Source organism: Rhizobium phaseoli, assembly GCF_001664385.1.
Lineage (GTDB): Bacteria > Pseudomonadota > Alphaproteobacteria > Rhizobiales > Rhizobiaceae > Rhizobium > Rhizobium phaseoli.
Genome location: NZ_CP013535.1, coordinates 234,663 through 255,174, shown reverse-complemented (window position 1 = coordinate 255,174; position 20,512 = coordinate 234,663). Strand labels below are relative to the sequence as shown.

Sequence of the window (20,512 nt, the reverse complement as noted above, 5' to 3'; positions counted from 1 at the left end):
CCAATCATAGACCACTGTGCGGTCGGCAATTCTCCACTCCCCTTCCCTTTTCAGAAAATGGTCGCAATATCGACCACATAGGAGAAACCTGGCAACGTTTGATCCGGCCGCAGTCCGGCCCTCGTTGGAGCGCAGTGAAGTAGCTCTCGACAGGTGCTTCAGCCGGGCTGATAAACTCAATCAGAACGTTGGTGATCTGGTGGATGTTGCGCGGTTCGGTCTTGAAGACACCAAGCGTGAACTCAATGAATCCCTCGGCGGAGCCCGTGTACGCTCCGTGAACGTCCTGCGCATCAGGCCAGAAGGAGCTGCGCAGCCCCGCCTCGTCCGCCCGTCTATCCCGCGGCAATACCGATAGGACAGTCGCGGATCGTTTCGCGATCATGCAATTCGACCCATTTTCGTGGTCCATGGCCCGTCGCAAGTCTGGTCTTGAGTTGAAAATGGCGTTCTATGCATCTGCGAACGGACATTCGCGCCGTCGGCGCTTGACTTGGCCTCGCAATGCCACTTCCCAGGGAACGTCTGTGAACTCAAACAGCGTGCGTAGGACAGCAACTCCCGCGCAATCAAGGACCATTGGTGCGTTGGATTTTGTCTGCAAGAACAGCCAGGGCCTCTCTGCGCTTGTGTGGAAGGTAGCTAACGGTCCATTCGGCGACAATGCGATCGACGAGTTCGCCAGAAAGAGCCCAATGTCGACTGGATCCCCGTTTGCGGCCGCCGGGGCTGCCGGTGCCTGTCTCGGCGAAGTCTCCTCCAAAGCCTGTATCCGAACGATCCTGCCTGGCTCCCAATCGGGCTCGTCTGACCGAGCGGGAGCGGCTGATCGACGCGAGGGAGAAATCTGGGGCCAGGCGGCTCGCCTCTCGGCGTCACCCCACGTTAGGCTGGTTATGCCATCCGCGGGCATCAAATCGGGGTGAAAGAAAGTTCTAAGCCTGGTGTGGTCGAGCGGCCCGACCTGCCCTCCTCAACTCAAGCACTCGAGGCGAGCCGCCATTTTACCGGTGTAGGTCTATTGTCGAATGCCTGACAACCCTATGTCGGGTCGCAAATGGAGGGAACCGGACAAAAAACTCTAACCAATTGAAAACTAACGCAATTTTCATTGGCATGGCCCTTGCTTCTTGAACCGCGACGTTAAGCAGCAACGGAGCCTTTAATGCCCCCACCAATGATTTCGCTCAAGAACCTGACCAGCACGACAACTATGAACCAACTGCTGGCCACAGCGAAGTCCACTGCTTGCGCCGCGTCATTGTGCGGTTCGTCCGCAAAGCCGCACCACGTCGAGCCGGCTGTCTGGGAGAAAATCACGGACCTTTCCTGCTATTTAGAAAAAGCGCACTACTATTTCGCGCGCATGCACGTCGTAGCCGCACCAGCTTGCAATATCCAGTGCAACTACTGCAATAGTAAATACTGCGCCAACGAAAGCCGGCCTACGCCTGACCAGGCGCTGCGAAAGGTCGTTGCGGTCGCCAATGAAGTCCCTCAGCTTTCCGTGCTCTTTATCGCCGGACCAAGCGATGCCTGTTATGACCGGAAGAAGACAAAGGCGACATTTGCACGCGGAGCCACAGAGGTCCCCGATATCAAGCTGTGTCTTTCAACCAACGGTCCGGCAGTGCCAGACCGTGTCGGCGAGCCTGCTGACATAAATGTTGATCACTTGACGATCACCATCAAAATGGTCGATCCGAGAGCCGGCGCGAAGATATCCGCGCCACTGCAGGGCCGAGCCGCAGCTCAGCAGAAGCCCGGATACAAGCAGACCCCGCGAGCACATAGGCATCCAAGTCTCGATATTCGTCCAACATGCCTGGCACTCTCGGGCGCAGCAGCGCTGAGCTCTTGGTCATCTCCCCGCGCAAAATCCCCGTTTGCTCTCTTTGATGCTTCGGGAGCATCCCGATCACCGCTTCTGTGTCAGTCTGCTCCCGTCTCCAACGCTGCGGCGACCTCCTTGCGCAGCCATTTATGCTGCGGGTCGTGATGGCACCGCTCGTGCCAGATGAGCATGACCTTGTACGGTGCCGGCTCGAGGGGTGGATCAACAACCCTAAGCGGCAGCATCGCGGAAACTTGGGTCGCAACGCGGCGCGGGACGAGCAATACCAAATCCGTCCCCGAAGCCACCACCGCTGCCGTGAGAACGCTGGAAAAAAGTATGGGACTACGATCCTCTCGCAGGTTGGGCAAGTGGTCGTAGATCGGGCCGAAATGGTCGGGGGAGTCCGTACTGATGGCAGCGTGACGCAAGGTCGCGAAGTTGTCGATCGTCCATTCCTGCGCCAGCGCGGGATGGTCGTGGCGCAACAAACACGCGAAGCGGTCTGTATAGAGACTGCGCCGAAAATAGCCAGGCAGTTGCACGTCAATATGCCCAACGGCCAAATCAATATCACCTTGCTCAAGCCCCCGCACGGCACGATCAAACGGCAAACAGGCGAGTGTGTCGAGATGAGGGGCACGCTCGCGTAACCACGGCAGGAGGCGCGGTAGTACAGCCAAAGCTTGATGATCGGGGATCGCCAGCGTTGCCCCCCTCCCCCATTCTTTTGAGATTACGCTGCGGCTTGTCACCATCTCTCGGATCGTACGCAGTGCCGACGGCAGCCTTTGAGCCAAGTGTTCGCCTTGCGGCGTTGGGATCAAACCCGTTGAAGACCGCACCAGCAGGTCATCATTGAACATGCCGCGCAGCCTTCCCAGTGCCCGGCTCATCGCCGGTTGACTCCGCCCGATGTGCTGGCCCGCGTGCGTCACGTTCCGGTATTCGAGCAGAGCCTCGAGCGCGACCAGGAGGTTGAGGTCTATTGATGCCAAGTTTATCTGGTGTCCAGTGAGGCGCTCTCCTCTCCAATCTTGCAACATCTTTCGCCTATAAGCGAGTTGATCCGTCACCTCTTTTTCTACATAGCGTTTCATGACGTTCATTCCTCAACAATCAATTCCGGGTCCAACGTTTTCGAGTTCATCTCGGCGGTGGAGCGCGGGTGACAACCTCATGGCATTGTGCCATCACGCGTCCAAGGGGCGGCCAGATCTGTGTGACGATGGCGATCACATGGAACATCGGGGTGTCCCACAGGAATATAGCGCCCGTGTCGACTTCCCCGAGCCCGTTGCAACAGTCTCGGATCCGATGCTGGGGTGCTTGGGTGAAAGAGGCGCACGCGCTCGAGCACAGCGTTGCAATAGGCCTCGGTCGCATAATACGCGATGCGGTCGATGTCGCTCAGGTGAACACCTGCAGATGCGAGGCAATATTGAATCGAACGCATTGGTAACTTGTTGGAGTGCTTGATCCGGTTAAGGCGCTCCTCCTCGACCGCCGCTATCACTCGCCCGTCGCGAACGGGAACCGCAGCCCCATCGTGCATAAAGGTGCTCGGTAGATCGGACGAATTTTCGTAATCTTTGCTTAGACCGCCACTGAGCCCTAGACACAGCATGTTGCTCTCCAGTTCGTTTCGGAAGGTAGGTCGCTCTGGCCTGGCCACCGGCCTTCGTAGTTTCATAGGGTGGCGCTTGACAGTGCAGCTAGAGCTCACGGGGTCGAAGCCGATACCATTAGTGACCGGCGCGGCGACATTGCCGACAACCGATCCTGCGCAACCTTCTTGATCATTGTTGCGACGCCGCACAGAAACCCGGGCCGAAGCGCTTGCAGCAGAACTGCCTAACCTATCCACATCACTCAATCCTTCATATTTCGGCCCGACAGCCGCAAGAAAACATCACGAGGTTTGGTGGCCCTGCAAAAGGCGCAGACCAAGTCCTCGCGGCTGCGAGCGCGCCTGCTCTGGCTTCTAGTGATTGTGGGAGATGCACTCACAGGTTAGTCGACCAGGGAACAGTGCTTCTTGTGAGAGCCCTATCAGCACTGAAACGGGAGAAGCAACGGTGAAGATTCTGCCCGATCACGACCAGCGTAAGATAACAATCGAGGCCAGGCAACTGACAGAGGGCTCCAGGTCGAATTTCCAGCATCGTCTCCGCACCTGAGGACCCATTTTTTTAGAACTCCACATAATCTACACAGCGCTCTTCAGCGTTTTCTAAGGGCAATCGTTTTGAGCAGTAAAATCGTTTTTGTGGATGGAATGCGTGCAAAAAGGAATGGGTGGATTCATAGCAAGGCGAGCGGCACTTTCAAACAGCGGCCGTGATGATCAACGTTTACGGCAAATCCGCCTCCGACGTCGGTGCCGACGACCGACCTCCGAAATCCTCGTGTATCGTCGTACCCGCAACACTCCTTCTCTACTCTGGTTTTCAGCCGATAAACCTAGCCGCAGCTTCGCCAGTCGGCACGTCGATAAGCGTGATCGGGCTTGCTGCAAGGAAACGGCGTTGGTTGTTGGTCGGCGCTGCCGCATCCAGCACCGCAAAACGTGGTGCGTTGGATCGCGTCATGATCCGTCGGGCGTAGGTGCGCAGCATCTGGTCGTTGAAGCGGCAGCCGATGAAGAAGAGCCTCTGTTGGTGCGCCGCTCCTTCACCGCTTCGCTGACCCACCTGAGCGGCGGAACTCCTTCCGTCGCTGATGAGGCCGTTGATGGCCTGCTCGCCCGGCCTTCCGGTGGGTCGGCCGGCATCGAGACAGGCGATTATTACGCGGCGGGCGCGGCGCGCGAGGTTTCGATGCGCTTCAGTCCATCGGTGATGGCCGCGAGCCCTTCCCGCAGCGTCTGCCCTATAGTGCCCGGACCGATGTCGATTGGAGGATTGTCAAGCATGGCTACAATGTCGCTGCCGTTGAGATAATCGAGCTTCTTCTGGACTGTGGTTCGGACACGCTCGGTCGCGCTCGACAGTGCCTCACCGTTGCGTTCGGTGATGGCGGAGAGCTGATCTGAAAGCTCTCCTCCGAACTGCAGGAAGATGTCGTCGACATACCTCCACGTTCCGCCGCGGGCTTCCACATCGACCATCTGGTTGATCTTGCTCTTTACCTCATCCCGCAGCGTCAAGGCAGTGTCGAGATGAGCCTGCCATATAGCTATGATACTTTCGACCGAGTTCTCGATGGATTTGGTCCTTTCGGGCTGGTCTGCGATGCCAAGAAGGACCAGAAGTTGATCATCGTTACCGAGCCGCGGGACCACCGCTGCGATCAGACGCTCCACAACCGCGCGCCTACGGGCTGCATCGCCTAGTTCCTTCGGCCATTGCGACGACACTATCTTCGCAATCCTCTCAGAATTCGCGTTCTCTAGCGGATAAGAAAGCTGTCGCTCCTGAGCCTTTGCCTTGATCAGACGGAACAAGGACTCTACTACCTCGTCTTGATCGAGAGCGCCCGTTGGAACTCTGTTCAGATCGATCCCATTCACCACGACCTCTTCGCGGCGGTCGCCGTTTGTCTCGCCCTGCCCCGCCCCATCGGGCATGTCATCCACATATTGAAGATTTCGCAGATTCTCAGGATAGGCCAGCATCAACAGAAGTCGGCCGGCGAAGTTGTGCAGCGTTGCCTCCTGCTCTTCCGGAGGCGTCGCAGCCAGCACACGTTGCAGCCAATCCGCGATCTTCGTGGTCAGATGGGACAACTCTGCGGTCTGTCCCGCGCCAATTTGCGCGCTGAGACTTACTGCGTGATTGGAAATGGTCGCGGCCGCGGCGGCAATGCCCTCCTTCACTTCCGGGAGAAGCTGCTCCAGGAGCTCAGCCCCGCCTTCACGCTTGCTTCTCTCTTCAGTTTCTTCAACACTCCCTGCAGAGTTCCCTTCCGCGCTATCGAGCGCCGTCATCGGCCGATTGAATTCTTCAGAGTCGTCGGGTGGAAGAAATTGGGAGTTCTCCTCGGCGTTCATCTCAAACTGCTGAATGTCTTCTTCAGTTAAGATTCCTGCTTCCTGCATGTCAGGCAACCTCATGCGGAAGTTCACGAAATACTTCTTCATCACCTTTTGGACCTGCGGGAACCCGGCCTTTCCACCATCAGCCAACTTGACGAGGATAACGCCGTTTTCGTTCATCCTGCCCGTGCCTCTCCGCAGAAGCGAAAAGTTCTCCTTACTACTATCCTCATCATCTTCAAAAGGCATGTTTTTCAAAGTTTGTGCCAATCCATTGAGCTTTTTCTTACTCACCAGGACAGCAGGCTTCCGCAGATCGCCAACCGTGCCGACCGCAAAGCAGAACTCCAAATCCGCTCTGTTCTTCGTCTGGTCGATCAACTGCAGAAATTTCTTCGCTCTTGTCCTATTGTGCTTCATTCCGGCCATTATATCTCTCCAGTTTCCTGTTCTAGATCAGTGTACGTCGGTTGATAGGGTGGGACAGGATCTGATCACCCAACTTCCCGAAGATCTGCCTGATGGAGGTGACCGCGCTCTCCAGCGGTCTAGTCGAGCGGGAAAGCGGCGCGCCGAGATCAAGCGACGATCGCCGCCAGTCGCAGCCGTGACCGCCTCCGATCCGGCCGGCAACCGACATGCCGACCTCTCCCGCCGCAGACCTGCGTGGGCGTCTCGTGACCCCATAGGGCTTTCCCAGCGCCAGTCGGATGCTATCCCGGCGTTCATAAGAAATCTGGACATCGGAATTCTGACAGCAGATTGCGGGACAACGGGCTCATCACGCTGTCAGGCTGGAGGTTAAAAACCGCCCAATGGCGACCGGACACCAGTCGTACCTGAATAAGGTCCCCTCCTCCCAATGGCTGCTTATCCGCCTCATTTAAGAGGCGAAACAGCGCCCAATGGCCGCTCTTGGAGAGGGTGGCGCCTTGAAAACCGATGAAAGCGACGGAAGCGCCGCCGACGCCGCCGGCCGTAGGCCAATGGAAATGCATGGCCGCGGCGGCCGTTCCTCGTCGATGTTCGAGGCGCTGGCCGTCGATGTCTACCACCACCTGGTCTGTCAACGGATCGGTCTCGGCGACGGTGAGCAGGAATCCAACTGACACCTGGCCGGCATCATCGAACATGGTGTCGCGGATCGTGGCTGCCCGTTGGAACTGGGCCAAGGTATTGCGGCCGATAGGGAAATCGACACCGCTCGTTGGCCGAAACTGCCACGAACCTTTGGATTTGTCGACGAATGGGGAAAGGTTCTCGGCGAAGAAAGTGTCGATCTCCGCCTTGCGGCCGAACAGCCGGGCGAAATCGCTCAAAGGGATATCCCGGCGGGATCCGCTCGCGAAGGGATACCGTCCTTCGGTAGCCCGTCGGCACAAATCGCCGGGGCCGCCCGCCCAACCGCTCGCCAACCCGCGCCTCATGCCGCTGACGGTTAGGTCCGAGCTGTGGCGGCTGAGGCCGAGGATCCATTGCCGGATGGGTTCGGGCAGATCGGCCGCCCCCGCCTCGATCTGTTGGATGGCGACGCCCGCCTGCCCGTTGTGTTCCAAGATGTTCGAACCCGCCAGCCCCTGCGCCTGGCTGAGGGAGCGATACAGTTCGCCGAGATCCCGGAGAGCACTGTCGATCGGCGCCTGCGCGCCCGCTTGGCTGTTCGACGGCACTTCGACCAGCTGGTGCAGCCACCGGAAATGATCGCCCATATAGAGCTGGACGTGAGCTTCAGGCGTGTCCGCGGCCGGTTGAGACCGGAACAGTGCCTCGAGCTCGCTTGGCAACACCTCGCCCTGGGGGACACTGTCACCTTTCGTCAAGCCGTCCTCGGGAGCCGGTGGTTGCTTGAGCTTTAGCTCCTGCGCCGCCGCGAAAAGGAACAGGCGCATTGGTGACGTCGGCGCGGACAGCGTGTTCAAGGTGCGCAGCGCGTCATCGATACCCCCAGACGGGCGGATGGACATATCGCCAATGAGCTGGTCCCAGCGCAACGCGAACTCCTGAGCGTAGAGATCCGCCGCCGAACGCCGCAGCTTCTGGCTCACATCACCGGCTGCAATCGGCGCGACTACCTGTGAGTCGAGAACCCAGCCTTCTGCAGCGACAGCGTCAGCCACTTGCGGCAGCAATCGCAGGAAGGTTCCGTAAAACCCCGCCCTCGTGTAGATGCCAGGAACCCCCTCGCTGAGCGGCTGTCCCGATTTGCGAGCCAGGACGCCCTGCGCCAGCGGCCCGGCATGGTCGGCCAGACGCCAGGTTGGCGCCCGCGAGGCTTCGGGACTGGTCGCGATGATGTCGAGGACGCGGCGCGCCATCGAGACGGTCTGGAGCTTCGCGCGGCTCCTCTCGATCAGTTCGCCATTAAGCTCACTATGGGGCAGCGGCCCTTCCATGAGTGCATCCAGGTGATCAGCGAGCGCGCTGCGCAGGCCGGCATCGGCTTCGGCCGGAAACATCACTCGCCAGTCGGCAGCCATCCAGTTTTTGACGACCGCGCGCTGGAGCGGACCCTGCTGACCCAGCATCAGGTAAACCTTTAACGCCTGGTAGACGAACTGATCATCGTCGTGCCGCTCGACCAATAAGGTTTCCAACCGGAACATCAGCCGCGGCAGCAGGATGGTGTTCACGGCGCGGCGGTACGCCGCGAGCGTCTGAACCTTGATTTTCTTACTCTGGTCGAGACCCGAACTTGATAGGCGGCCGCCCGCGCTGTCGCCGTTGGCATCACGCAGCCGCTGAAGCAGTGGCAGGATGGGTCGAAGATCGCCACTCTCAACCCGGTCGAGCTTCAGCTTTTCAGCCCCTCTGGCATAGCTGCCAGCCATTAGGCGAACGCTCTCGATCAGCTGAACATTCCGAATATAGCTGAACGTCCATAAGACGCTGGCGGTAACAATGACCGCCGCTATCATCGTGTAGGCGCCATACCGGATCCGCCGCTGGCGCCGATCGAAGCGGTGATTGGCATCGACGAGCCCAGCTTCGGCGAAAACGACTTCGCGCAGCAGCCGGCTGATGAAATAATTACGGCCCGGGCCACGAAGCGCTGTACAGGGCGGCTGAGCGATCTCGAAGGTCTGAGATCTGGCGTTCGCAACTCGATCGAAGGGCATGCCAATTTGCGTGCCGCTTAAGAAGTAGACGCCGCGGAGCATAAGCGGTTCCTGGAACGAATTCCCGCCAAAGGCTTCCTTCAAGAACTGTTGCGTCAGGTGCTTGAGGCTAGCGACCTGCTGTGGGAAGCCGAACATGAGCGCACGACGCTGGAGGTTGCTTTCGTGCTGCATTCGTTCAAGCAGCCTTTCGTTTAGGCGGCCAACAAGCGCATCGTATGCTGCGGCAAACGCCATCGGATCGCCTTCGTCCTCCGACGCCTCTTGCGCAAAGGTGAACCCCCACACCGCCTCCCGCCCCTCGCGACCCAGATCGTCGAAGAATTCAACAAATCCCGCCAGCAGATCGCTCTTAGTGAAAAGCACATAAATCGGCAGTTGCAGGCGAAGCTCCCTGTACACTTCGAGGAGCCGCTCACGGATACAGCGCGCGCGATCGGCGAGCACTTCCTCGGATGTAGAATTCAGCTCGCTGATTGCGATCGTGACTAAGACACCGTTCAGCGGCTGCCGTGGCCGGGAGCGTCTGAGCATACGAAGCAAGCCACGCCAAACCGCTTTGTCCCGGTCTGCATCACCCTCCTGTACCGTGTAGCGCCCAGCAGTGTCGACGAACACCGCGTCATCGGTGATCCACCAGTCGCAGTTTTCCGTACCCGCTAACCCACCGGCGGCTCTCAGACCGGACCTCGCCGCCATCGGAAAGCTGAGCCCGGAATTGACTATTGCTGTGGTCTTCCCCGAGTTGGGCGGACCGATCATCACATACCAGGGCCGCTGATAGAGCCACCGCCTGCTGATACCTCCTGCGTAGCGGCGCCCCTTGAGTGTGGTAAGGGTCTCGCGGAAACGATGACGAATCGCCTCCAGCTCTCTTTCAGCAAGCGTGCTGGCTTGCCCCACACTTCGGTCGGAAGGCCTTGGGTCTCCCTTCTTCTGCTCGGCCCCACCCGCGTCCAGCGCTCCCGACACTCGTGATTGGACGAGGTCTTCAAAATAGGCCTGAACCTTGTAAAGCTGGGACTGGATCAAGTAGATCACGGTGTATCCGACCGGAATCAGCATCGATGCCGCGATCTGGCTGCGAAGGCTGTCAAGCGGCGCAAATCCTCCGACCGAGATATGCGGTCCGAGCGTGAAGATTAAGGCACATACGATCGCCGCCCCGCCGACACGGAGCCATTGCCACCTAAGCGCTTTCTTGATTGACTGCATGGCTTGTCTTCATTGTGTCTTTGTGATGATGATTTGAATCCGACGGTTCCGCGCGCGGCCCTCGGGCGTGTGGTTCGAAGCGACCGGTTCTCCGCTCCCTCTGCCCTCTTCTCGCACGCGGCCTGGGTCATCCATCATGGATTTGATAATCTCGGCAGCTGCGCTCGCACGCGCGAGCGAAAGGGAATCGTTTGAAGGGAAGGCGAGTGATTGCACCGGAATGGCGTCGGTGTGCCCGGTCAGGAGGACCGATCCCGACTCACCGTTCAGAGAACGACCAATTCGTAAAAGAAGCGGCAGGAACATTTTCTTCACTTCCGGACTAGCAGAATCGAACATCCCGGAGGCGCGAATGATAACGACGATCTGCTGTGGGTCCTCGGACACAGTGACAAGCCCTTCGCGGATTTCGGGCTCGAGGAAGTTACGCAGTCGGTCGCTGCTCATAACAACCTTTGGTGGCAATGCGATTCTCGCCGATCTGACAACGCCGTTCGGCGGCAATGTCGCGATATCGTTGAAGACAGCGTCGGCGCGGGCATTTAATGCATGCAGGAGTCCGGTATAGATCGAGAGGAGTAATCCTGCCCCAAACGCTACGACGGCCCAGATTGGAACGATTGTGCGGCGTGGCTTCGGATTATTTGAGTTCCTCCGCCAGTGCGGGGATAGTTCGCGCTCGAAGTCACCACGGGCTGCTCGGATCAGGCGGTAGACGTCTTCGCACAGCACACTGAGCTCTGCGGCTCCTCCCGCAGTGACGCGGTAGCGGCCTTCGAAGCCCAACCTCATGCAGTAGTAGAGCAGCTCCAGCAGTTCTATATTGATGGCCGGTTCATTTTTCAATTGCGTCAGCAGATCGAAGAAGCGCTCGCCGCCCCAGGTATCGCTGAACAGCGATCCCACCAAGCTGCGCGTCGTCCAGACGCTGTTGCTGCCCCAGGCTGTGTTCAGAACGATGTCATCGATGGTCGCGCAGAGGGCGTATTTGCAGACCTTGATCGCTCGCGAGGGCAATCCGAGCGGCGTGATCCGACGCTCAAAAGCATCGATCTCCCGCAGCACCCTAAGGCGCAGTGCTTCAACGTCGATATGGCTAGCACTGCTCTTGAGCTGAGCGCTGAGACCCAGCAGCGCCGCCGCGGCCGCGACCAGTGGATTAAGTCGGTCGAGCGCAAGCATCTCCCAGGTAAGTTCGTCCGCCACTGGCGATGACGGCGAAGGGACAGCCAACTGCTCCTCGGCGTGAAGGAGGACGAGTGGCTGGGATTTTGGCATCGTTTCCTCAATCACCACCATCAACCCGCCCACTTCCCTTCGGAGCGGACGCTCTCATCGTGGGATCGGCGGGCGGGTCGACTACGCTCTCGCACTGGGCGCGCGAAGTCGGCGCCGAAGCTCCGGAGCAAATCGGTTTCGATGCTCGATACGACGTCATTGAAGACGCGCACGTACGCACTCCGGTTTCGCGCCTTATGGTTGCGGTGCAAAAGGGAACGGGGCCGCCCCATCGCCTTCTCGATCCCTGCTAGGGACAAGCGTGCACGGACGCTGGACAGAGCCTTCTGCACAGCCGCGAATGACACGTCATGCGTCCCACGGTCGGTGAAGGCTTGCTCAACGGCCAGGTCTCCGCGGAGGGACCCGCTGGAGTCATTGCACAGAACTGCGCGCAACGCCTCGCCGACATCGGGAACGAGACTCAGGGTTTTTTCGTCGGAACTCTTATTTCTGAATAATTGTTCGCCAGCTCTCGCTCGGAGAGTATGCTGTGCAGCGCGGCGGAATACAGAAGCATTTTCCCTGCACGATCCAGCACGCTTACGATGCCGGCATTCCGGACATCTGCCAATGATAAGCCGCAGGCGGCAAGGAAAGCCGTGACCGCCGCTCGATGATTCTTGGCGAGATGATTGCTCCACCTTGGGTTGCGTCAAGATGGGGGCCCGATCTGGCACACTGTCTGCGTAGATATCCCACGGACTTCTCATCATGCCCGCCAGCGCGTCTAAACGAGTGCCTAAGAACGGCAATGGTAGGAACTCGCCGTCCCTCAGGTCCAGCAGCGCTTCTTCACCCCGGGTGCAATTGCCCGCCAGGAGCGACGAGGCCGTTTCGAGGGGGCCAAGAAGACTCAACTCCTCACTTGTCGCTGCAAGTTGTCCCTCCGGTTCGGCGGCACTCTCCGCAATGGATATCGAAGGCGACACCGCGACGACATCGGTCATATAGGCGCCGATCTGAATAACATCGCTGGTTTTCCGGGCGACCGGCGCCTCTGACGGAAGCGGCACCGCCTCGTCATTTTGACATGTGTCGTCGCGGCCTCGGTCGATCAGTACGTATCGCCGTGCCATGCACTCGATTGAGCAGTGGGATTTCGAGACCATCTGCTGATCATCCGGCAGAACCAGGCTGTTGCCTGCTCGGCTGGTAGTCAGTCCACCAGCCGCGTCGCCCGGCACGAGATATTCCGGAAAACTACATCTATTGCTGTGTACACGTAGCGTGAGGGGCATTGGTGGGCTAACTCAAATGTGGGTTCTGTCCGGCTCGGATGGCCCAGAGAGCCATTTCGAGATTTGGGAAGTCGCCAGCAACGTGCAGCGCCAAGCCGGCGGATTGGGGCATATCCTTCCAGAAGCGGCTATTTTGATCGATCTCGAAATAGCTGAATCCAACATGGAAGGGGATCTGACGCGGCGCGACCGGTAGGGGATTGATGATAATGCCGGGCAGTGCGACATTGACGAGTTCCGTGATTTTCTCCGCCGGGCCGATCTTAATCTGAGACGGGAACTCGCGCCGGAGGCGCTCGACCTCAATATCAGCCCGAGCAGCCAGCACGAAGCTCGAGGTCGTAAAGAGAGAGCGGTCGGCCACCTCAGCCACATGGACACCGTATTTTTGCCGCTGCAGCGGTACGGGGACCGCAGTCTGCTCAATCACTGCACCCAGCGAAGCCCGGATCGACTGTATCACTGGCAAAAACGCCTCCGCGAGAGAGTCGTGCTTGTAAACACCAAGGGTCGGGGCACGTTTATCGACGCGGGCGAACGTGGCTAGTTCACCCGCCAACTGGAGCATGAGAACATACAGCGATTCCGGATTTACAACGGCGGCCTTGGACAGGTGGCAGAAGTACGGCTCGTACCGATTGATCGCCTGCAGCAGAAGGAAGTCCGCGAGCTCTGCAACCCGGTTCGTTCCCGACTGGGAGACCCGAGTGGCCAGAGCTTCACCACGATGGTGAAGCAGGCCGGTGATCTCAGTGATGTAGTTCGAGAGGACCCGGGAGCTGGCGCAGTCGGGGGTTGGCGGCACGTGCGTTTCGTCCAGAATGATCTGTCGGTCGGCCCGGACCTCTATGATACGGGCGATTGGGATGCAAGTGTAGCCAGACCGGTCTGCCGCGTCCGGCAGCAGTCGAAAATCCAGCCTCGCTACGTCGATGGAGGCGCTGCCTCGCTCGCCAGCGTTGGTGTCGACAACATCCTCAGTGGAGACTGCGAAGCGGATAGGTACGTCAATTCCCGCTTGCGCGTCGGTTTCAAGAGCGCCGGGTTGATAAAACGGTACCGCCAAGTGAATAAGCGAATCTCGAAAATCCGGCGGAACGTCGTAGGGAGTTGGCTGGTTGGCTTCGTCAGGAATACTGAAGGGCATCCCGTCCTCCAAGACGCCGCGAGCCGCTTCGATGGCGATCTTACCGAGACCAAGCAGCTCTCGATTGAGCCGCAGCTCGCTGATACCCCACCCGTACCCATGCAAAACCGCCGTCCTGCTGCGCACCAGCTGTTCGACGTGACGATCGGCCTGCTGAAAATGCTGCGGGCGGAGGAACAAGCCCTCCGACCAGACGACCCTATTATTCCACGACATTCAAGACTCGCCTCGCGTCCACCTGACAGAACGGCTTTCTCCGTAAAAGTAGCAGAGCTTCACTGCCCCCTTGCATGCACATCTGATATCCAACAATGCGCTGGTAGAAGGGCATCGCGTGTCGGGACAGCTCAGATATGCAAGCGCCGAAGCTCATCAGGATTGGTCATGAGCCCCCTTGCAGCGCGACAAGCAAGGGGTCTCATCTAGACTGTCGCTCAGTAGCCCGTTGCCCTCAGAGCCTTATTGGTCGTTCATGTTCACACTGACCTACAACGCGCCAATTCGCCTGTCCTGTCACTCGTACGGGATGAATCTCGCAAATGACCGCCCGGAAGCCTTGAGACCCGGCGCCGCAAGTACGGGGCCAAAAGAGCAGCGCAACAGGCAAGGTGACACGTGATGCGCATTGCCTCGTCGAAAATGTTCCTGAATACGCTGAGGCAGTGCCGCCGCCAACATCGTCTTCACGCGCCGCCGCCCCTAAAGCACCTTGACGACCAGTTTAGCGATTAGACAACCACCTCCTGGACACGATCCACGAACCGGTTGCAGTCCCGGTTCGCGCCAGGTGCGGGATAGCAGCCTGGCGGCATGGATCATTCATGCGGCGAAGATAGGCATTTCCACATTTGGTGATGCCCAATAGCTAGCGAATGGGATATGCGCTGCGCCTCATGTTGGCGCGCGAGCACATGCAAGATGGCACGGTGGAGATCGACCGTTTTCATCTCGGTGAGCGACCGAGAATGGATCCGGACGGTCTACCGCCTGGACGGGGCCGAAAAGGCCTTTCGATACATGCAGGGCGCGCGACGGCGAAAGGGATCGAACCGCAACCTGCCTGATGGGCGGTGAGGCGTTCATGGCGATTGGCAAGAGCTTTGCTACGCATGAGAACGTAAAGCATTCGAGCCGCGAATTCGTCCAAGTCGCCGTCCACTCGGTGGGAGGTTTCAGGTCCCGGGTCCGCCGCACCATTGCCGGCGTCTTTCATCATATCAGCCCGCAGCATGCCTTGTCTTTCCACGAGATCGGCTTCCGCTGGTCACAGCGCATTGTTACGGGCCAGGCAGTGCGGATACTAGTCACGGGTGCCGCCGGCGCTGCGATTGCTGCAAGTCTTTCGCGCTATTACCGGCCGGCAATGCGCAGAAGTCCGGATGCCGGGATCATCGTTAGATCTCCCAGCCTTTTGTGATAAGGCCGCGTTGTTTAGCGGAAGCCAGCAAGGAGTTCGAAGACGAAGGCCGACCTCACTGGCGCCGCAATTGGCGACAGTTGCCACTACCCTGGTATCGTTGGGCCAATCCCACCATAGAAGAGATCATGTCGATGTTTCGTCGTAACCGGCTTGCGCGGCACCGGCGGCCGTCAGCGTTGATAGCAATCCGAGCCGATCGCCACATCAAGCACGGACCTCCGGTCTGGAGAACGGGTCGTCGCTGCATCTCTCGAAGGATCGCCGCTGTCGTTATGGGTTCACGCAGGAGCTGCGCCATAGCCGCTCACTAACCGGATGCGAGCATATCACCTGTGCATGCAATCCAATACCGGGACTGCGCTAGTTTGAATCGCGGGCTCTTCTCCGTGGTTTTTGAGGTTCTGCTGCAATGATGCGTTTACGCTACCAGTTATCAACGGCCTGGCCATGTCTTCGGGATCTGCCGGCCTCCCGTCACCTGAGCTCGATTCCGCAGAGCCGCCCCATGCCACAACAGCAAAAAACGGGACCCACGGTGATTGAGCGGCGTCCGAACGAGGCTCGGCAAGCTGGAGCGGTCGATGGTCGCAGTCGCGCCCCTTGCACTCTGGTTAAGTCGCTTGAGCCCCTGATAAATTCTGACCTTCCGTCAGCAGTCGGTGCCCGACAGCTGACCCCTTGTTTCCTGAAGGCCATATCCCAGGGGGGTGAGCATGGTTGACAGGGACCCTCGGACTAAGGGGCAGGGCTCTTCGCGGCCGGATGAGGGCCGGCACCCAGCGGATCAAAGAGCGCAGTCTTCAGTGGCGCGTGTCGATCAAGTGGCCGACAACTTCAATTCGGACGACATCTGGCAAGAGAATTCGGTATTGCGTTACGTGGAAAGGCTAAGCGTCGACCAGCCAAGCCCGCCGACCGAGCTTCAAAGCCCTGAAGAACAAACCCCGCAAATGATGGCTGACATGACGGAACTGACGAGAGTTCCGGTCGTCCCGGCAGAGACCGCGTTCAACCTCACGAGGACAACAGATGAATACAATAATGCCGATCGCACTATTCACCTCGTCGAGGGCCAGCCGCTGGAGACTGGCCCTCAGCGCGGGGGGCTGCATGGCCTTGGGAATTTAGAAGCCTCAGCGGTTGCCGGGCCCACCGAGGTGCCGGGTGGAAGAGAGGAGCATTCGGCCATGTCCGAGGTGCCCGCGGAGCCCAGCGATCCGACCGGTGGCGGGCGCAAGAGGCGGACTACTGAGAAGGACGCAGATCCCAGGCCCAGCCGCAGGCAGACGTTATATGCTCAAAGGCCGCTGGCGTTGGCGCCTGATCTCAGCGCCGCGAATGCCGGCATAATCGTGGGGGCCTCAACGGGCGATCTCGTCAATCGAGCGGCGTTCCGGACGGTGTCGGCCCAGGACCAGGCGAGGCTGGACGAAATCGCCAGGCAGACACCGCGGCAGTCGAGGCAGAGCAAGGGGGCGTGGGCGGACGCGCTGAAGGCGGCCCATCCCAATCTCAGCGCCGCCGATGCCGCCGTAATCGTGGGCGTCGTAAAGCGGGTTATCGCCAGGAGGGCGGCGTATCGAACGGTGTCGGCCCAGGACCGGGCGAGGCTTGACGAGATCAAGGCGGCGACACCGCAGCTGCCGGGGCAGAGCAAGGGGGCGTGGGCGGACGCGCTGAAGGCGGCCCATCCCGATCTCAGCGCCGCCGATGCCGCCATAACCGTGGGCTCTTTTAAGGACGATATTGCAAGGAGGACGGCGTTCCGGACGGTGTCGGCCCAGGACCAGGCGAGGCTGGACGAAATCGCCAGGCAGACACCGCAGCTACCGGGGCAGAGCAAGGGGGCGTGGGCGGACGCGCTGAAGGCGGCCCATCCCGATCTCAGCGCCGCCGATGCCGCCATAATCGTGGGTGCCGTAAAGCAGGATATTGCTAAAAGGGCCGCGTTCCAGACGGTGTCGGCCCAGGACCAGGCGAGACTGGACGAAATCGCGGCGGTGACACCGCGGCTGCCGGGGCAGAGCAAGGGGGCGTGGGCGGACGCGCTGAAGGCGGCCCATCCCGATCTCAGCGCCGCCGATGCCGCCATAATCGTGAATGCCGTAAAGCAGGATATTGCTAAAAGGACAGCGTTCCAGACGGTGTCGGCCCAGGACCACGCGAGGCTGGACGAAATCGCCAGGCAGACACCGCAGCTACAGGGGCAGAGCAAGGGGGCGTGGGCGGACGCACTGAAGGCGGCCCATCCCGATCTCAGCGCCGCCGATGCCGCCGCCATCGTGGGCGCCGTAAAGCGGGTTATCGCCAGGAGGGCGGCTTTTCAGACGGTGTCGGCCCAGGATCAGGCGAGGCTGGACGAAATCGCTAGGCAGACACCGCGGCTGCCGGGGCAGAGCAAGGGGGCGTGGGCGGACGCGCTGAAGGCGGCCCATCCCGATCTCAGCGCCGCCGATGCCGCCATAATTGTGGGTTCCGTAAAGCATAATATTGTAAAAAGGGCGGCGTTCCGGACGGTGTCGGCTCAGGACCAGGCGAGGCTGGACGAAATCGCCAGGCAAACACCGCGACAGTCGAGGCAGAGCAAGGGGGCGTGGGCGGACGCGCTGAAGGCGGCCCATCCCGATCTCAGCGCCGCCGATGCCGCCACAATCGTGGGCGCCTTAAAGGACGATATCGCCGTGAGGGCAGCGTTCCGGACGGTGTCGGCCCAGGACCAGGCGAGGCTGGACGAAATCGCGGCGGTGACACCGCGGCAGGGGCGGAGCAATGCGGCCTGGGCGGACGCGCTGAAGGCGGCCCATCCCGATCTCAGCGCCGCCGATGCCGCCACCATCGTGGGCGCCGCAAAGGACGAAATCGCCAGGAGGGCGGCGTTCCGGACGGTGTCGGCCCAGGACCAGGCGAGGCTGGACGAACTCGCTAGGCAGACACCGCAGCTGCCGGGGCAGAGCAATGCGGCCTGGGCGGACGCGCTGAAGGCGGCCCATCCCAATCTCAGCGCCGCCGATGCCGCCGTAATCGTGGGTGCCATAAAGCAGGATATTGCTAAAAGGGCGGCGTTCCGGACGGTGTCGGCCCAGGACCAGGCGAGGCTGGACGAAATCGCGGCGGCAACACCGCGGCAGGGGGGGAGCAATGCGGCCTGGGCCGATGCGCTGAAGGCGGCCCATCCCGATCTCAGCGCCGCCGATGCCGCCACCATCCTGGGCACCTTTAGGGACGATATCGCCAGGAGGGCGGCGTTCCGGACGGTGTCGGCCCAGGATCAGGCGAGGCTGGACGAGATCAAGGCGGCGACACCGCAGCTGCCGGGGCAGAGCAAGGGGGCGTGGGCGGACGCGCTGAAGGCGGCCCATCCCGATCTCAGCGCCGCCGATGCCGCCATAGTCGTGGGTGCCGTAAGGCGCGATATCGCCGTGAGGACGGCGTTCCAGACGGTGTCGGCCCAGGACCAGGCGAGGCTGGACGAAATCGCTAGGCAGACACCGCAGCTGCCGGGGCAGAGCAAGGGGGCGTGGGCAGACGCACTGAAGGCGGCCCATCCCGATCTCAGCGCCGCCGATGCCGCCATAATCGTGGGTGCCTCGAAGAAACGGATAGCCAGGAGGGCAGCGTTCAAGGTGATATAGGACGGCTCATGACTCATCACCACATTCCCTAGGAACTGCACCATCATGTGCGTTGGTTGTCCACCACGGGATTGCATGAGCATGTGAGAGCGCCGAATTTTTCTTCAGTCTGGAGGCCAATACCTGGCTCGAGATCGATATTTAGGGGCACGACGGCCGGCGCATTCCGGCTGACTAACACGCCGAGAGCGACCTCGTCTTCGACGGTCGGGAGCGCAGAATGTCGGCTCGCATGCCGCTGCGACCATCAGCCCGCTCCTCGCAAGATTGGCGCCAAGGCCGCCGTCGAACGATGGCGACGAGGCAAGTTTTTCCAAAACTTTCTTTAGCATAGAGGTAGAAGGATCGCTACAGCGGGGTTGCAGTGCGCGGGCGGCTAGGGTGACTAAGTGCGTGCACTCCACGACCGTCAAACGGGGTCGGTGTCCGTCAATTCGAAATCGCAGGGATCTGCACGAGAGACCGCGTGGTTGCCCTGCACGACTAATGGAAGCAGGGTCGACAGTCACGTTGGGATGCGGTAGGTGCGCGATAGAACGGGGGATTGGCGGCGGGACTCGATTCTTTTTAGAAGATCACGCAAAGCCGCATCACACCCATTGTCAAAAGTAAATACCGCGACGATGGTTATTAACCTTCGACTTCCGTCGAAAACGGCAATGGCGCTCACGAAGGAGGCCGGCCGCTGCGAAACCCCGCCATCTCCGCACCCCACTCCTTCGCTCCAACTGGGAGCAAAATGAATGAGGCAACGTGCGAATCTCGGGGAGCATCGTTACATGCGGTCAATACGGATCTCATCCAGATTGTCGCCCTATATGCCTCGTGCGGCGGTCCGGCGGAGCGCAGGAGATATAATGCCGTTGAAGTGCTCGAGCCGTTCTACCACTGACGCCGGGTCGCTGCACGCGCGATGGCGCCGACACCCCCAAGAGCGATCGCCGAGGACGCCATCCACCTTATGCAGCAACTGGCGCGGAGGCGGCCGCGCGAAGACTTCGTAGTTGGAGGCCTTCAGGCTCACGTTTGCAACGGTACTCCGCAGGTTGCCCTTTGCAACGACTGCCCGACGATGTCAATTCAATCTGGCTGAGCTTGTACCGTCAAGTTTATCCAGTTTGGGGTTCGCTCCAGCGGTGGGTTGCGCATCTGCGGCGGCATCGGCGGGTTTAGGTGCGGAGACCATTCCGGCTGCGCAGCACTGCATCACGTCGCGGGTTGCCGATCTGGGCGAACTCTGCAGGGTTAGTTAGCCGAGGCCAGAGTGCTTGGCTTGCCACGCTCCTCGATAACCCGATCCAGTCCACAGGCGACCGCAGGCCGGAGAGCGAAGTATCGGCGACGAGAGTCCGGCTTTCCTCACGACCATCAGAAGCCTGAACCCGCGCCAACGATCATTGGCAGCCAGCGGGATCAACACCAACGCTTGCCTTTCGCTCGTTTCCGGCCACGGCGCTTGCGCATCGTGAGCTTCTCCTCCCGATGGACCCGGAAGAGCTTCTTGTTGTTCACAAGGTGTCCCTCGCGCCTGAGCAGCACATAGCTGCGTCAAGATCCGAAGCGGCGGCATTCACGCCCCAAGCATTCACGACATATACGAATGTCGATTGTGCATGAGCAATCGCGTCTGCTCATTGCTAAACATTGAGAAAC

The 20,512-nt window shown here is 60.0% G+C and carries 7 protein-coding genes and 5 pseudogenes; 3 read left to right on the top strand and 9 right to left on the bottom strand.

From position 1 onward, the window contains the following. Positions 1-1,165: 1,165 nt before the first annotated feature. Positions 1,166-1,723 (top strand): annotated as a pseudogene (locus tag AMC88_RS32520) (radical SAM protein); the annotation flags it as partial. A 209-nt stretch (positions 1,724-1,932) separates the two neighbouring features. On the opposite strand, the gene AMC88_RS26365 reads toward AMC88_RS32520, so the two are convergent. From AMC88_RS26365 to tssK, 8 genes and pseudogenes are all read right to left on the bottom strand, one after another. Next, positions 1,933-2,943 (bottom strand): LysR family transcriptional regulator, encoded by a 1,011-nt coding sequence (locus AMC88_RS26365; protein ID WP_012489527.1) that lies wholly within the window; start codon positions 2,941-2,943, stop codon positions 1,933-1,935. 191 nt (positions 2,944-3,134) lie between these two features. Then, positions 3,135-3,461: pseudogene (locus AMC88_RS33360) on the bottom strand (carbamoyltransferase N-terminal domain-containing protein); the annotation flags it as partial. 823 nt (positions 3,462-4,284) lie between these two features. Beyond that, positions 4,285-4,523, bottom strand: a pseudogene (locus AMC88_RS26360) (SIR2 family protein); the annotation flags it as partial. Between the two features lie 99 nt (positions 4,524-4,622). Then, complete coding sequence (locus tag AMC88_RS26355; protein WP_012489526.1) at positions 4,623-6,239, bottom strand: hypothetical protein; 1,617 nt, start codon at positions 6,237-6,239, stop codon at positions 4,623-4,625. Between the two features lie 296 nt (positions 6,240-6,535). Continuing rightward, the gene (tssM, locus tag AMC88_RS26345; protein WP_012489525.1) at positions 6,536-10,141 is read right to left on the bottom strand and encodes a type VI secretion system membrane subunit TssM; all 3,606 of its coding nucleotides are present in this window, start codon (positions 10,139-10,141) and stop codon (positions 6,536-6,538) included. 9 nt (positions 10,142-10,150) lie between these two features. After that, positions 10,151-11,440, bottom strand: coding sequence for a type IVB secretion system protein IcmH/DotU (icmH, locus tag AMC88_RS26340; protein WP_008536065.1), 1,290 nt, complete (start codon positions 11,438-11,440; stop codon positions 10,151-10,153). Continuing rightward, positions 11,440-12,660: a type VI secretion system-associated FHA domain protein gene (locus AMC88_RS26335; protein ID WP_210256236.1), complete on the bottom strand. Its 1,221-nt coding sequence runs from the start codon at positions 12,658-12,660 to the stop codon at positions 11,440-11,442. The genes icmH and AMC88_RS26335 overlap by 1 nt, the downstream gene beginning before the upstream one ends. 7 nt (positions 12,661-12,667) lie before the next feature. After that, on the bottom strand, positions 12,668-14,023 hold the full coding sequence (tssK, locus tag AMC88_RS26330) for a type VI secretion system baseplate subunit TssK (protein WP_016737477.1): 1,356 nt from the start codon (positions 14,021-14,023) through the stop codon (positions 12,668-12,670). 653 nt (positions 14,024-14,676) lie between these two features. On the opposite strand from tssK, the pseudogene AMC88_RS32505 reads away from it, so the two are divergent. Continuing rightward, positions 14,677-15,224 (top strand): annotated as a pseudogene (locus AMC88_RS32505) (transposase); the annotation flags it as partial. Between the two features lie 1,355 nt (positions 15,225-16,579). Next, on the top strand, positions 16,580-18,859 hold the full coding sequence (locus AMC88_RS26320; RefSeq protein ID WP_064820044.1) for a hypothetical protein: 2,280 nt from the start codon (positions 16,580-16,582) through the stop codon (positions 18,857-18,859). Between the two features lie 1,248 nt (positions 18,860-20,107). On the opposite strand, the pseudogene AMC88_RS33355 reads toward AMC88_RS26320, so the two are convergent. Then, positions 20,108-20,464 (bottom strand): annotated as a pseudogene (locus AMC88_RS33355) (IS3 family transposase); the annotation flags it as partial. Positions 20,465-20,512 lie beyond the last annotated feature (48 nt).